Annotated in this window: 10 protein-coding genes and 2 pseudogenes; 4 read left to right on the top strand and 8 right to left on the bottom strand. The window is 72.9% G+C overall.

Translation table 11 applies throughout. The features are described from left to right. Positions 1 to 6: 6 nt before the first annotated feature. From CG747_RS40960 to CG747_RS40945, 4 genes are all read right to left on the bottom strand, one after another. Positions 7 to 1086: a hydrogenase expression protein HypE gene (locus tag CG747_RS40960; RefSeq protein WP_100606976.1), complete on the bottom strand. Its 1080-nt coding sequence runs from the start codon at positions 1084 to 1086 to the stop codon at positions 7 to 9. A 157-nt stretch (positions 1087 to 1243) separates the two neighbouring features. Beyond that, a complete protein-coding gene (locus tag CG747_RS40955; RefSeq protein ID WP_100606975.1) occupies positions 1244 to 1942 on the bottom strand; it encodes a DUF4232 domain-containing protein in 699 nt (232 codons plus the stop codon). Positions 1943 to 2979: 1037 nt separating this feature from the next. After that, positions 2980 to 5448 (bottom strand): MFS transporter, encoded by a 2469-nt coding sequence (locus CG747_RS40950; RefSeq protein WP_100606974.1) that lies wholly within the window; start codon positions 5446 to 5448, stop codon positions 2980 to 2982. Positions 5449 to 6230: 782 nt separating this feature from the next. After that, complete coding sequence (locus CG747_RS40945) at positions 6231 to 6917, bottom strand: ScbR family autoregulator-binding transcription factor (protein WP_100606973.1); 687 nt, start codon at positions 6915 to 6917, stop codon at positions 6231 to 6233. Between the two features lie 175 nt (positions 6918 to 7092). On the opposite strand from CG747_RS40945, the gene CG747_RS40940 reads away from it, so the two are divergent. Beyond that, positions 7093 to 8073, top strand: a complete 981-nt coding sequence (locus CG747_RS40940) for a ScbA/BarX family gamma-butyrolactone biosynthesis protein (protein WP_100606972.1) — start codon at positions 7093 to 7095, stop codon at positions 8071 to 8073. Between the two features lie 164 nt (positions 8074 to 8237). Next, on the top strand, positions 8238 to 9002 hold the full coding sequence (locus CG747_RS40935; RefSeq protein WP_100606971.1) for an SDR family oxidoreductase: 765 nt from the start codon (positions 8238 to 8240) through the stop codon (positions 9000 to 9002). 58 nt (positions 9003 to 9060) lie between these two features. On the opposite strand, the gene CG747_RS40930 is transcribed toward CG747_RS40935, so the two are convergent. The 3 genes and pseudogenes from CG747_RS40930 to CG747_RS40920 form a co-directional block, all read right to left on the bottom strand. Next, entirely contained in the window at positions 9061 to 9588 is a 528-nt protein-coding gene (locus CG747_RS40930) for a methylated-DNA--[protein]-cysteine S-methyltransferase (protein WP_100606970.1), read from the bottom strand. Continuing rightward, positions 9585 to 11072, bottom strand: coding sequence for an AlkA N-terminal domain-containing protein (locus CG747_RS40925; RefSeq protein WP_100606969.1), 1488 nt, complete (start codon positions 11070 to 11072; stop codon positions 9585 to 9587). The genes CG747_RS40930 and CG747_RS40925 overlap by 4 nt, the downstream gene beginning before the upstream one ends. A gap of 156 nt (positions 11073 to 11228) precedes the next feature. Next, positions 11229 to 11816 (bottom strand): annotated as a pseudogene (locus tag CG747_RS40920) (zinc-binding dehydrogenase); the annotation flags it as partial. Between CG747_RS40920 and CG747_RS50275 the strand changes: the two are divergent. Then, positions 11809 to 12090, top strand: a pseudogene (locus CG747_RS50275) (TetR/AcrR family transcriptional regulator); the annotation flags it as partial. The pseudogenes CG747_RS40920 and CG747_RS50275 overlap by 8 nt on opposite strands. Before the next feature lie 150 nt (positions 12091 to 12240). Here CG747_RS50275 and CG747_RS40910 read toward each other — a convergent pair. Further along, positions 12241 to 12468: a hypothetical protein gene (locus CG747_RS40910; protein WP_100606967.1), complete on the bottom strand. Its 228-nt coding sequence runs from the start codon at positions 12466 to 12468 to the stop codon at positions 12241 to 12243. Positions 12469 to 12639: 171 nt separating this feature from the next. On the opposite strand from CG747_RS40910, the gene CG747_RS40905 reads away from it, so the two are divergent. Beyond that, on the top strand, positions 12640 to 13899 hold the full coding sequence (locus tag CG747_RS40905; RefSeq protein ID WP_374701880.1) for a cytochrome P450: 1260 nt from the start codon (positions 12640 to 12642) through the stop codon (positions 13897 to 13899). The last annotated feature ends 148 nt before the right edge of the window (positions 13900 to 14047 follow it).

Here is a 14047-nt window from a genome sequence, read left to right as displayed (position 1 = left end):
GTGCGGTCACCAGGGTCGGCGGTAGCCGGTGGTCAGCTTCTCGCCGCGGTGCCGCCACTTGGGCTCGTGGTCCACGGTCCGGGCCGTGATGCCGCGCAGCCGGCGGACGACGTTGCCGTAGGCGGAACTGGCGGTGCTGGAGAGCTTGGCGCCGGGCGGCTCGTCCATGAACGGCATGAACTTGTCGGGGAAGCCGGGCATGGTGCACGCGATGCAGACCCCGCCGACGTTGGGGCAGCCGCCGATGCCGTCCATCCAGCCCCGCTTGGGCACATTGCATTTGACCACGGGACCCCAGCAACCGATCTTCACCAGACACTTGGGCGAGTCGTAGGTCGTGGCGAACTGGCCCTGCTCGTAGTACCCGGCCCGGTCGCAGCCCTCGTGCACGGTCTCGCCGAAGAGCCAGGTGGGCCGCAGCTGGTCGTCCAGCGGGATCATCGGGGCCGCGCCGGTCGCCTGGTAGAGCAGGTAGACCAGCGTCTCGGCGAAGTTGTCCGGCTTGATGGGGCAGCCCGGTACGCACACGATCGGGATGCCGGCCTTGGACTTCCAGTCCCATCCCAGGTAGTCGGGCACGCCCATGGCACCGGTCGGGTTGCCGGCCATGGCGTGGATACCGCCGTAGGTGGCGCAGGTGCCGATGGCGACGACGGCGAGAGCTTTGGGGGCCAGCCGGTCGATCCACTCACTGGTGGTGATCGGCTGCCCGGTGGCGGGGTCGTCGCCGAAGCCGCACCAGTAGCCCTCCGGCTTGATGGCCTCGTTGGGGATGGATCCCTCGACGACCAGCACGAACGGGTCGATCTCACCCCGTTCGCCCTTGAAGAACCATTCGATGAAGGTGTCCGCGCCCTGGGTGGGCCCGCACTCGAAGTCGATCAGCGGCCAGTGGACCTGGATCTTGGGCAGGCCAGGCAGCACGCTGAGGGCGATCTCCTCGATGCTTGGCTGGGTCGCGGCGGTCAGCGCGACCGAGTCACCGTCGCAGCTCAGGCCGGCGTTGATCCAGAGAATGTGGATCGGGGACTCGTCCTCGCCCTTCCGTGCGGACGGGGCGGTCACGGGGGCAGGTGCGGCATCCATGGCGATGTGCCTCCTCCGGGAGGTGGGCGGCGGAAGCGCTCGGCACGGCTTCCGTCAACCTTGGTAACACCGCCGGGGAGGCTAGGAGAGCCGAAGAGGGCCGTTCCGGTGACGCACCAGCACCGGAACGGCCCTAAGGCCCGAGGAGGGACTGCCGTCAGGACGGAACTCCGGCCGCCACGGTGGACACGGTGAACGTGCCGCCGCACACCCGCAGCCCGCCGCTGCCGGTGGTCATGGACTCCTTGGAGCCGGGCGGGTAGACGAAGACGATCTGCGAGTTCTTCCAGCAGGGGATGTCCGAGACGCCCTCGTTGACCGTGTGCAGCACGGCGTGCGCGCTCTGTCCGGGCTGGAGCCGCACGCTGCCGCCTGCGCCGCCCTCGCGGGAGGCGGGCGTACCGACCGCCGAGCCGTCGCGCTGGATCAGCGAGACGCCCGGGAAGCCGCGCAGCGAGCACGCCTTCTTGCCCTTGTTGGTGAAGACCAGCGGCACCCGGATGTTGCCCGCGCCGACGTCGGTGCGGCCCATGTGCAACGACATGTCCGACGCGGCGCAGCGGTCCGAGGCCGTCATGGCCGAGGGGTTGGCCTGGCTGGCGTTGGGCACACCGGCGGTGCCGGCGGAGGGCTTGGCCACGTTGGACGGCCGGGCCGAGTGCCCCGCGGACTGCGCACTGCCACCGGCCGACGGCGCACCGTTCGCGCTGGACGTGGCGGGCGCCGCGGCCGAGGAGGACTTCGACGCGCCGTCCGTGCCGTTCTGGCAGGCGGAGAGAGTCAGCGCGGTGACGGCGATGAGCGTTCCGGCGGCGACACGGCGGCCGCGGCCGAGGGTCTTGATGGTGAGCGACATGAGTCCCCCTCGTCTGGTAGGTCGGTACCCTCGTAAAGGTGGGTGCGTACGGTCCGTCCGTTGCTCTTCCAGCGTGCGCCCGGGCACTGCCGGTCCGCTAACGAGGCACTAACACCCCACTAACGAGGCCGCGCGCCCGGTACGACGCTGCGCCGGCGACCGGTGTGACCAGCCGGAACACCGGTGCGCCGCCCAGGCTCGCAGAAATATCCGCGGTTGCGGGCGCGGCACTACGAGGTTCGGCCGTTTCAGCCTTCCCGCCCACCGGCCCCGGAAGACTCCCTGCGCCCCAGGCGTCCCGTGCCACGGGCCTGTGCCCGTGGTAAGTGCGCAGGGCCGGGCCCCGGGCGTCAGCGCGGGTGAAGCCGCGGTTCGCCCGGGGCGGACCAGGGTCCGCACTCGACCGAAATCCCACCATAGGGTGTCGACGAGACGCTTCTCTTGACGCCGAGGTTGCACGGGGACGGCACTTTCCGGCCACCGGCCGCCCGGGGGTGCCGTCCGGCACGGTGGGGGTGGCAGTGGCGGTGGCGGTGGCGTGTGCGGCGCACGCGGTCACGCCGACCCGGCGGCCGGTCGCGGTCGGTACCCGGGCGAACGCGGCCGACAGACCGTTGTCGCGCCTGTCGTACGTGCGCAGGCCCTCCGGGGTGAGGTCCCGGCCGCTGTCGGCGGTCGGGTGGCGAGGCGACGGGGTGGCGGGGTGGCGCGTGGTCTGTGGCGGATGGCCGCTACGCCGCCCTTGCCGTAGCTGAAGCCGTAGCCGTAGCCGTTGGCAACGCTGACACCGCGAGTGGGATGCTCCGGTTCGCGCCGAAGGGGACCCGCACACCGCTCCTGACGGCGCGTCACTCGATGCCAGTCAGTGACACCCCGTCAGCGACAGAGTCCGCCCCGCCCCCAACGGCAACCGGCAACCGGCAACCGGCAACCGGCTTCCATGGCAGTGCAGTTGACGGCCCCTCCCGACCCGCCGGGCGGGAGGCGGTACGGCGTACGACGTACGCCCGACGGCAAGCCCGTAAAGGGCTGCACCGTCAGCGCTCCCCGGCCCCGCCCGGCTGCACCAGGTCGAGATCCAGTCGCTCGTCCGCGCCTCCCGCCAGGGATATCGGCGTCGCGTGCGGCGGATATCCGGCCGCCGACAGGGTGTAGTGACGACCCATCAGATCCGCGAACGCATAGGCGCCGTCCGGCCCGGTGACCATGTGACCGGCCACCGTCCCGTCCTCCAGCAGGGTCACGGCGGCATCGTTCAACGGCTGCCCGTCCGGCCCACGGACCGTGCCGCGCACCGTGGCGGTAGGCCGCAGCCGAACGTCCTGGCCGGTCGGCGCACCCCCCGTGTCCGCCCCGACGCCCCCGGCCAACTGCACGGCACGCGCCTCCGGTTGGTGCCCCGCGGCACTGAAGACGAGCGTGTAGTCGCCGTCCGGCAACTGACCGACCTCCCAGTGCCCGTCGGCACCGCTCGTCGTGCGGGTCACCACATCGCCCCGGCCGTCGGTGATCACCACGCTCGCACCGGCCAGCGCGGTCCCGTCCGGGCCGCCGCGCAGGGTGCCGCGGAGCCGGCTGCCGGCGGGGGTCAGGACCAGCTCCGCCTCGGCCACCGTGCCCTCGCCGTAGTGCGTGGCCGAGGCGGCGTGCGGGGTGTGGCCCGGGGCGGCGCCGGTGAGGACGTAGGTGCCCGCGGTCGGGGCGGCGAGCGCGTAACTCCCGTCGGCCGCGGCCGTGGTGACGCCTGCCTGCTGCCCGTGCCGGTCGATCAACGTGACCGTGGCACCCGGGACCGGCCCACCGGCGCTGTCGACGACCCGCCCCCGGAACCCGGCGGCAACCCCATCGACCACACCCACCGGATCCATGGAATCCACCGAATCCACGAGACCGGCCGAACCCATCGAATCAAGCGAATCGGCCGAGGCTCCGGACGCGGTCGGCTTTCCGGGCGGAGTCGGGCCCCCGTCCTCAACCGGGCCGGCACCCGATGCGCCACGCTCCTCCGCGCTCTGCGCCACCACCGCCTCCCGCGCCCCGGCCGCCTTCCGCTGGGACGGCAGGAAGGCGGCCACCAGCACTCCGAGCGCGACCGCGGCGGTGGCGATCAGGAACGAGACCCGGAACCCGGCCATCGTGGGCACCGCGACCGGCCCCAGCGGCTCGGACATGTGGGCCAGCACCATGCCGATCACCGCGCTGGACACGGAGGTGCCGATCGAACGCATCAGGGTGTTCAGGCCGTTGGCCGCGCCGGTCTCGGAGGGGTCGACGGCCCCGACGATCAGCGCCGGGAGGGAGGAGTACGCCAGGCCGATGCCGGCGCCGACCACCACCGCGATGATGATCGTCTGCCAGGGTGCCTGCATCAGGCCGATCCCGCTGCCGTAGCCGATGCCGATGATCAGCATGCCGAGCAGCAGCGAGATCTTGGGGCCGCGGCGGGCGGCGATCCGGGCGTAGACCGGCGCCACGAACATCATCGTCAGGCCCAGCGGCGCCACGCACAGCCCGGCGACCACCATCGACTGGCCCAGGCCGTAGCCGGTCGACTTGGGGAGTTGGAGCAGTTGCGGCAGCACCAGCGAGATGGCGTAGAACGCCACCCCGACCGTGATGGAGGCGAGGTTGGTGAGCAGCACCTCGCGCCGGGCACTGGTGCGCAGATCGACCAGTGGGTCGGAGATCCGCAGCTCCATCACGCCCCACAGCACCAGGATCAGCGCCGCGGCCCCGAACAGGCCGAGGGTGGTGGGCGATCCCCAACCCCAGTCGCTGCCCTTGGTGATCGGCAGCAGCAGGGCGACGAGGCCGACGGACAGGCCGAGGGCGCCGGCGACGTCGAAGCGGCCGGGCGCCCGCACCGAGGTCTCCGGGACGGCGAACAGGGTGAGCAGCATCGAGAGCACACCGAGTCCGGCGGCGGCGAAGAACAGCGTGTGCCAGTCGGCGTGCTGGGCCACCAGGGCCGCGGCGGGCAGCGCGAGCCCGCCGCCGACGCCGATCGAGGAGCTCATCAGGGCCATGGCCGAGCCGAGCCGCTCCCGGGGGAGTTCGTCGCGCATCAGGCCGATGCCGAGGGGTATCGCGCCCATCGCGAAGCCCTGGAGCGCCCGGCCGACGATCATGACGATCAACTGGCTGGTGAATCCGCAGATCAGCGAGCCGATGACCATGACCGCGAGGCTCGCCAGCAGCATCCGGCGCTTGCCGTAGAGATCACCGAGGCGCCCCATGATGGGGGTGGCGACGGCCCCGGCGAGGAGGGTGGCCGTCATGACCCAGGTGGCGTTGCTGGGCGCGGTGCCGAGCAGCGTCGGCAGGTCCTTGATGACCGGCACGAGCAGCGTCTGCATCACCGCGACGACGATGCCTGCGAAGGCGAGGACGGGGACGAGGCCGGCGCGCGCTCTGCGGTGTCCGCCCTCCGGGGGCGGGGGCAGCGGCGGCGCGGCGGCGGGTTCCGCCGTCCTCGCGGGGAGCTGGTCCGTCGTCGTCCGGGTCATGCGGGCGGCCTCCAGGGCGGCAGGAGTGAGCGGAAGGGTGCGCCGTGCGCTGCGGTGCGCGGGCAGGGGAATTCACCCCCTGATACGTGTATGGCGAACGTTTCAACGCAAGGGGCTATTCCAAGCCAGCGGGCCGTCTCGCACCGCGGGCAGTGATCTCCCTCACGCTCGCCGTGCGCGCCCGAGCGCCACGCCAACTTCCGTACGTGGCACGGCCGGTCGCCCCCCTCGGCGCCTCAGCCGCCCCGGCCCGCCCGGGCACCGCACCCGGCCCGCGCCCACTCGTCACCCCGTCCATCGGTCCTCCCCCGGCCTCGATCCCGATCTCGTTGCGCACGTGGGATCCAGTGAACCGCACGCCACTGACAATCGGTCGCCCGAGGGATCAAGAGCGGGTCAAGAGCGGAGCACACCCACCGACGGCACGCCGGGACGGAACCGACGTACCGGTGCACCAGGGGATCTACCGCCCCGGCCCTGCACGATCCGAGGGGACCGCGCCCCGTCGCTACGGAGCCGCGTCCAACAGGTCCGCCCCGACTCGGCTCGACCTGATTGCAAGCATCGATTACCCGTGCCGCACGAAGCCGAGGGCACAGCCCGGGAACGTTCCGCCCACAACGCTCCACCCACCCGGCCGGGCGCCGCCCGCCACGACACGACGGATTTCCCCCGGGACCACCCCGGACGACCCATGGTGATTCACCGTTCAACACCGCGTGCGCGGTATATTTCAGCCCCGCATCAGGCACATGGCCGGACTCCCCGACCGGGGGTTCCGGTCAGCTCGCCACGGCCTCGCCATCACCCGGGGGCGGCACACTCGGCACGGCCTTCTCCTGCAACGCGGCGTCGATCTTCTCCCCGCGCTCGGGGTCCAATTTGAGCTTGGCGAGCACCGCCGGCACCGCGATGCTCGGCAGCGTGTGCTCAAAGAAGACGGCCAACCGATGGCCGAGGTCCGCACGGTTGGTCAGCGCGTGCGACATCATCTGGAGCCCGGCGAACGCACCGACGAACAGTTCGGCGGTGTCGCGCACGTTCACGCTCTCCATGATTTCCCCGCGGTCCCGCGCTTCGCTCAACAACCCTTCGACAAACCGGGTCCAGGAGAGCATGGACTGCTTGCGATCGAGGTGAGTGGAGCCCTGCTCGACGGCCAGCCGGGCCGCCCCCCGCTGGATCGGGTCGTTGCGCAGGCGGTACGCGAGCACCTGTCCCGCATCGACGAATTCCTGCAGTCTGATCTGTTGCGGCTCCACGGCGATGTCCAACACGTGCTCATTCAGCACGGCGAGCGCCAACTGCTCCTTGGAAGCGAAGTGGAAATACAGGGCGCCCTTCGTCACGCCGGCGCGTTCAAGAACCTCGGCGATGGTCGCGCGATCGTACCCTCGGTCGTCGAAGACCGATGCCGCCGCCTCCAAGATCATTCGCCGGGTCCGAATCGCGCGGTCCTGCTGTGCCACAGGAACGCCTCCTGTCTCTCGAATTCCTCAAGTGTGCCAACCGCTCGCTGGAGCTCAAGTCTCCGCCCGGTCAGCCTATTTCCTCTTTCCGCCAGCCCGGCATTGAAAATAAAACCGGATGGTACGTATCTTATCAGCGACGGACCTCAACCCGTAAAAACGCCTGGGGGCATACATGAGCGACACGATGCACGTCAGCGGCGCGGTACAGCCCAGGACCCCGCACCAGCTACGTCCGGATCAGGACGAGCGGGCTGTCCAGCAGAACCGCACCGACACCCCAGTTCCTTGTGAATACGTGCACCGTCCGGTCGTCGACGACATTCTGGTCACGTCCTGGAGCCGAGTGGACGACTGTCATTTCTCGGTCACCGCCCACTGGCCACGGGATCACGGCTATTTCGCGCCGCGCCGTGGCCGGGACTCGCTCATCCTGACCGGTGAAACCATTCGCCAGGCAGGGCTGCTGCTCTCGCACACCGAATTCAACGTGCCGGTGGGACACCACTTCATCCTCGGTGACCTCGTCTACACCATGCGGCCCGAGCACCTCCCCGCCGACGGTGGGCCCACCACGCTGACGGTCGACATCGCCTGCAGCGCCCTGCGCATGCGACGCGGCACCCTGACCAGTGGACGCTTCGACATGACCATGCGCGCTGCGGACCAGGTCGTCGCGGTCGGGCACTCCCACGTCACCGTGGCCTCCCCCACCGTCTACCGCCGGATCCGCGGGGAGCACCTGACGGCCCAGCGCAACATCGGGCCCCTGCCGTCACCCGTCGTCCCCCGGCTGACCGGCAGCGACACCGAGCACGACGTCCTGCTCTCCCCCACCGACCGGCCCGGTCGGTGGCAACTGCGCATCGCCCCCGGCCACGCCGCGGTCGTGAACCCGGCCAACGACCACGTCCCGGGCATGGTGCTGGTCGATGCCGCACAGCAGGCCGCACACGCCTTGACCGCGCCCGGGCGCTTCGCACCGCACGCCTTCGACATGCAGTTCAGCCGCTACGCCGAGCACGGAACCCCGTGTGTCGTCGAGGCCAGCCGGGTCGCGTCCGCGCCCGGCACCGCGACCGTCCAGGTCACGGGAGTTCAGGACGGTGAGCCGGTGTTCCTGTGCACCCTGACCGCACAGGACGAACGCGGCTGAAGGACCGGCCGGGCATCCTCACGGCAGACGGACGGGCTGACGTCCCCACGCCGAACGTCGCACCGGAACGCCCGGCAACGCACCCCGCTCCACCGCAATCAGCACGAGATCGACAGTCCGCGTCGGCGCACGCCGGCCGCGGCACGAGAAAGGCCAACGACGACATGGGTGACCTCAACGGAAAGACCGCACTGGTGACAGGGTCGAGCAGGGGCATCGGCCGGGGCATAGCCCAGCGCCTGGCTCGGGAAGGTGCGCTGGTCGCCGTTCACTACAACACCAATGACGTCGCGGCCAAGGAGACCTTGGACGGCATCAAGGCCGAGGGCGGGCAGGCCTTCGTCATAGGCGCGGAGCTCGGGGTGCCCGGCGACGCGGAAGCCCTGTTCGCCGCCTTCGACGCCGAACTCGCCGCGTACGGCGCCGAACCCGGTCTCGACATACTCGTGAACAACGCGGCGACGCGGTTCTCCGGGCACATCGGCGAAGCCACGGAGGACGAGTTCGACCGCACCGTCGCGATCAACCTCAAGGCGCCGTTCTTCATCGTGCAGCACGCCCTGCACCGCATGCGGGACGGCGGGCGCATCATCAACATCTCGTCGGCGGTGACCAGCACGGCGTACCCGTCGTCGATCGCCTACAGCGTCTCCAAGGGCGGCATCGACACGCTCACCCGCACCCTCGCCAAGGATCTCGGCGCGCGGGGCATCACGGTGAACGCCCTCGCCCCGGGCTGGGTCGAGACCCATGTGACGGCTGCGCGGACGGCGGTGCCCGAGCAACGGGCGGCGCTGGCGGCCTATTCCGTGTTCAACCGCATCGGGCAGCCCACCGACATTGCCGACGTCGTCGCCTTCCTCGCCTCCGACGACTCCCGTTGGATCACCGGCCAGCGCATCGACGTCACCGGCGGTTCGATGCTCTGACGGCCACGTCCCGGGCGCTCCGACCCCCGTCCGGAGCGCCCGGGCCGCGCCCGCCGTCTCAGGCGGCGTCCGGCACCGCCCGTTCCAGCCCCAGCAGCAGCCGCTTCCGCTCCAGGCCGCCCGCGTAGCCGGTGAGCGAGCCGTCGGCGCCGATGACGCGGTGGCAGGGCCGGACGACCAGGAGGGGGTTGGCGCCGATCGCCGTCCCGATGGCGCGGACCGCGCCGCGCGGCGCGCCGATGGCGGCGGCGATCGCCCCGTAGGTGGTGGTCGTGCCGTACGGGATGGCCTCCAGCGCCGCCCAGACGCGCTGCTGGAAGTCGGTGCCGCGGGGGACGGCGGCGAAGGTGAACGGGTCCTGCGCGCCGTCGAAGTACGCGCGGAGCTGGCGGGCGATCCCGGCGAACGCGGCCGGGTCGTGTGTCCAGCCCTCCTGGACGACCGCCCCGCGCTTCTGGTCCGGTACGGAGAGCGAGGCCAGTGCGGTGCCGCCGGGCGCGGTGGCCGCTCGCTCGCCCACCAGCAGGAGTTCGCCCACCAGCAGGAGTTCGCCCAGGGGGCTGTCGAGGGTGGCGTACAGGGTCATGCGTCGATCCGTTCTGTCGGGTTCCGGTGCCGTGCGGCGGAGTCGGTCGGGGCGGTGGAGCCTCTGGGGGCGGCGCCCCAGAGGTAGTGGGTCGCGTAGGAGCGCCACGGGCTCCAGAGCGCGGGAGCGGTGCCCGGGGGCGGTTCGCCGAGGAGGACGTCGGGGTCGCCCAGGGCCCGCATCCGGAGGTAGCCGGCGGTCCACGGGCCGATGCCGGGCAGTGCGCGCAGCGCGCGTTCGGCCCGGTCGCGGTCGGTCCCGGCGTCCAGGACGACGTCCCGGGCGGTGAGCGCGGCGGCGAGGGCGCGCAGCGCGGCGGCCCGCGACGGGGGCAGGTCGAGCCCGGTGAGCGGCGCCCCGGCCAGTTCCGCGGCCCGCGGGAAGAGGTGGGTGAGGGTGCCGGCGGGCCGCGGCAGCGGCTCCCCGTGCGCGGCGACCAGGCGTGCGCCCAGGGCCCGGCCGGCGGCGGTCCCGGTCCGCCGGGCGAGGACGGCGCGCACCGCGAGCTCGTCCGGGTCCACCGTGCCCGGGGACCGCAGTCCCGGGCATCGGGCGACCAGCGGGGCCAGTACAGGGTCCGTGCCGAGCCGTTCACCGACCGCGTACGGGTCGGCGTCGAGGTCGAAGAGGCGGCGGACGCGTTGGGCGGCGGTGGTGAGGTCGCGCAGTTCGGTGAGGTGCAGCCGGCAGTCCAGCCAGCCGTCGCCGGTGACCTCGTCGACCTCCGCGATGCCGGTGCCGTTGGGCAACCGCAGGGTCCGCCGGTATGTGCGGCGGCCCGGTGCCCCGGTGACCTCCTCGATCCCGTCGAACGCCCGCCGTTCCAGGTAGTCGAAGACCTGCCGCGCCGCGTACGGGCCGCGGAACGCCAGCCGCAGCGGCAGCACACCGGGCGTGCCGGACGGGGCCGCCGGGCCGGAGCGGGCGCCGGGGCGGACCGCCCGCAGTGCGCTCGGGGTGAGGGCGTAGATCTCCTTGATGGTGTCGTTGAACTGCCGGACGCTGGCGAATCCGGCGGCGAAGGCGATCTCGGCGACCGGCAGACCGGTGGTCTGGAGCAGCAGCCGCGCGGTGTGCGCGCGCTGCGCCCGGGCCAGTGCGGTGGGCCCGGCGCCGAGTTCGGCGGTCAGCTGCCGTTGCACCTGCCGGGCGCTGTAGCCGAGCCGGGCGGCCAGTCCGGCCACGCCCTCCCGGTCGACCACGCCGTCGCCGATCAGCCGCACCGCCCGTCCCACGACGTCTGCCCTGGCGTTCCACTCGGCCGAGCCGGGCACCGCGTCGGGGCGGCACCGGCGGCAGGCCCGGTATCCGGAGCCCTGGGCGGCCGCGGCGGTGGGGAAGAAGGTGACGTTGCGCCGCCGCGCGGTCGTGGCGGGGCAGCTCGGCCGGCAGTAGATCCCCGTCGTCGACACCGCGAAGAAGAACGCCCCGTCGAACCTGGCGTCCCGGCTCCGCACCGCCTCGTACCTGCTGTCCTCACTCATCACACCCCCACTGTGCGGCATCCCGCGCCCCCGTTCTGGCGGGAATCGGACACGGCGCTGGGTGCCGGGCCGTCGCCCGGCACCCTGGTGGCCGCCGTCGGCGCCGGAGCGCGGGCGGTACGCGGGAGCCGCACGAGCACGGCCCGCGGCCGGCCTTCAGACGACCAGGACCCGCCGCCCGCGCGTGTGCCCCGCGGCGCTGTCGATGTGCGCGGCCGCGGCCTGGTCGAGCGGGTAGGTCCGGTCCACCGGGATGCGCAACATGCCGCGCGAGAAGAGCCGGGCGGCCTCGGTGATGGCGTCCCACAGGTTCCCGGCCTCGGCGGAGAACCGCGCGCCGAGCTCCGGCGCGCCGCGATCGGCGATCGAGAGCACCCGCCGCGGATCCCCCGTCAGCTCGATGAGCTCGCGGATCACGCCGGAACCGGCCAGGTCGAGGGCGGCGTCGAGACGGCCGAGCTCCCGCACCCGCGCCACGAGCCCGGCACCGTAGGTCGTCGGGACGGCGCCCAGGCTCCGCAGGTAGTCCTGGTTCGCCGGCCCGGCCGTGGCGATCACCGAGATGCCGCGGTCGCGGGCGATCTGCAGCACCGCCGACCCCACTCCCCCGGACGCGCCGCTGACCAGCAGCGTCTGTCCGGACTCCACGCCGACCTGGCGGATGACCCGCAGCGCGGCCTCCACGACGGACGGGTACCTGGCCGCCTCTTCGAAGGTCAGCCCCTCGGGCATGGGCGCCCAGGCCTGGCGCATGATCGACGGCTCACCCGCGCTGCGGGAGTACGAGAAGTCGATGCTGCTGCGTCACGCCGAGTCGCTGGCCGCGGCCGTCGCCGGGGACCTCGGCCTGGCGGAGCCCTCCACGGCGTGCCGGACGCTCGCGCGGTTCGTGGTGGACGCCTTCCAGCTGGCCCGGGAGGCGGCCGATCCGGAGACCGCGCTCGACGAGGTCTTCCGGATGATCGAGGCGGCCTGGGCCGTCGCCCGCCCCTCCGGAGACTCCCCCGGCACTGCCGGGGCGCAGGGCGGGACACGACCCGGACCGTGGGCGGGACACGACCCTGCCCGGCGTCGTTTCGCGGGACCCCGGTGGCAGTGCGGACCGGTGTGCCGACCGGCCTCGGCCGTTCTCGCGGGCAACCGGTGCACCGGTGCTCCCCGCGGCCCCTCACGCCGACGGCATCGGCCAGTCGTCCAGGGAGCCGCCGCGCCACTCGACCAGGCAGGGGTCGTCCAGGGCGATGTCCTCGGCCGGGTCGGTGACGCCCGCGCGGCGGAGGAACTCGGCCACGTCACCGCGGCCGTGGGCCAGACCGACGATCTGCCCGTGCACCGTCACCCGGCGTCCACCGGAGGGGGTCGGTGGGTGCACGATGACAGGCGGGTGCTCGGACATGCCTCCAGCGTGCGCCGGGCTCCGCACGCTCGCACCTCGGCAGTGGGATCTCACCCGGACGGATGGGATCCGGACCGGGCGGGGAGGCCGGCGCCGGCGCGGGGTGGTTCCCGGGCCGGTCCGGCCGGGCGGGCGCGGACCTGAATCGCGAGCGAGAGCACGAGGGTGCCAGTGAACAACCCCATGGAGTCCGCCGAGTTCTCCCGAGACCCGTATCCGCTGCTCGCCGCGCTGCGGGCGCGCGGCCCGGTGCAGCGGGTGCGGACCGGCAAGGACCGTACGACCTGGGTGGTGACCGGCTGGGCGGAGGCGCGGGCGGCGCTGGCCGACGGGCGGCTGTCGAAGGACACCGCGCGGTATTTCGCGGACCGGCCGTCCGGGCGCGATCTGGCGCCCGCCGTGAGCCGGAGCATGCTGGCCACCGATCCGCCGGACCACGGCAGGCTGCGGAAACTGGCCATGGCGGCGTTCACCCCGGCGGCGGTGGGCCGACTGGCGCCCCGGGTCCGGGAGATCGCGGAGGAGCTGGCCGCGGCGCTGGGCCGGGCCGGGGAGGCGGCCGGCGGCGGGCCGGTCGATCTGGTCGAGGGCTTCGCGGCGGCGCTGCCGATCGCGGTGATCTGCGAGCTGCTGGCGGTGCCGGAGGCGGACCGGGACGCGGTGCGGCGGTGGTCCGACGACCTGTTCGCGGCGGCCGAACCGGACACCGCCGACCGGGCCTCGCACGCGCTGGCCGGGTACATGACGGAGCTGATCGCGGCGCGGCGGGCGGCGCCCGGGGACGACGTGCTGAGCGGTCTGATCGCCGCCCGGGACGCCGGGGACCGGCTGACCGAGCCCGAACTCGTCTCGCTGGCCGTGCTGTTGGTGGTCGCCGGGCACGAGACCACGGCCAACCTGATCGGCAACGGGCTGCTGGCCCTGCTCCGCGACGACGCGCTGCGGGCCCGCCTGCGGGACGATCCGGGGCTGCTGCCCGCCGCGGTGGAGGAGTTCCTGCGGTACGAGGCGCCGGTGACGCTGGCGACCTTCCGTTACGCCACCGAGGAGTTCGACGTCGGCGGTGTGCGCATCGGGGCGGGGGACGTGGTCCTCGTCTCCCCCGGTGGCGCCAACCGCGATCCGGCGCGGTTCGAGGCGCCGGACGCGGTGCGGCTGGAGCGGGCGCCCCTGGGCGGGCACCTCTCCTTCGGGCACGGTCCGCACCACTGCCTGGGGGCGCCGCTGGCCCGTACCGAGGCCCGGATCGCGTTCGAGGTCCTGCTCGCCCGCTTCCCCGGACTGCGGCTGGCGGCGGACGGCCGCCGTGACGCCGACGGCCCCGGCGGCTCCGACGGTGTCACGTGGCGACGGACGCGGCTGATGCGCGGACCGGCCCGACTCCCGGTCGTCCTGGGGCCGTTGGGGGCGGCGCCGGTGGGGCGGACATGACGTTCGCCCGCCTGCGCGTGCGGCACGGGCCGTCGGGAGTACGGGACGCAACGAACCGACGCCGCGGCCGCAGTGCGGCGGCCACGGCGCCGGTTGTCCGGTGCCGGTAGCGGTCCGGGACCGCTACCCGGTTCTCAGTCCTTGAGGT

The sequence above is a fragment of the Streptomyces sp. CB02959 genome (genome assembly GCF_002803155.1).
Lineage (GTDB): Bacteria > Actinomycetota > Actinomycetes > Streptomycetales > Streptomycetaceae > Streptomyces.
The sequence above is the reverse complement of the archived record's forward strand: the minus strand, read 5'-3'. Positions and strand labels throughout refer to the sequence as shown.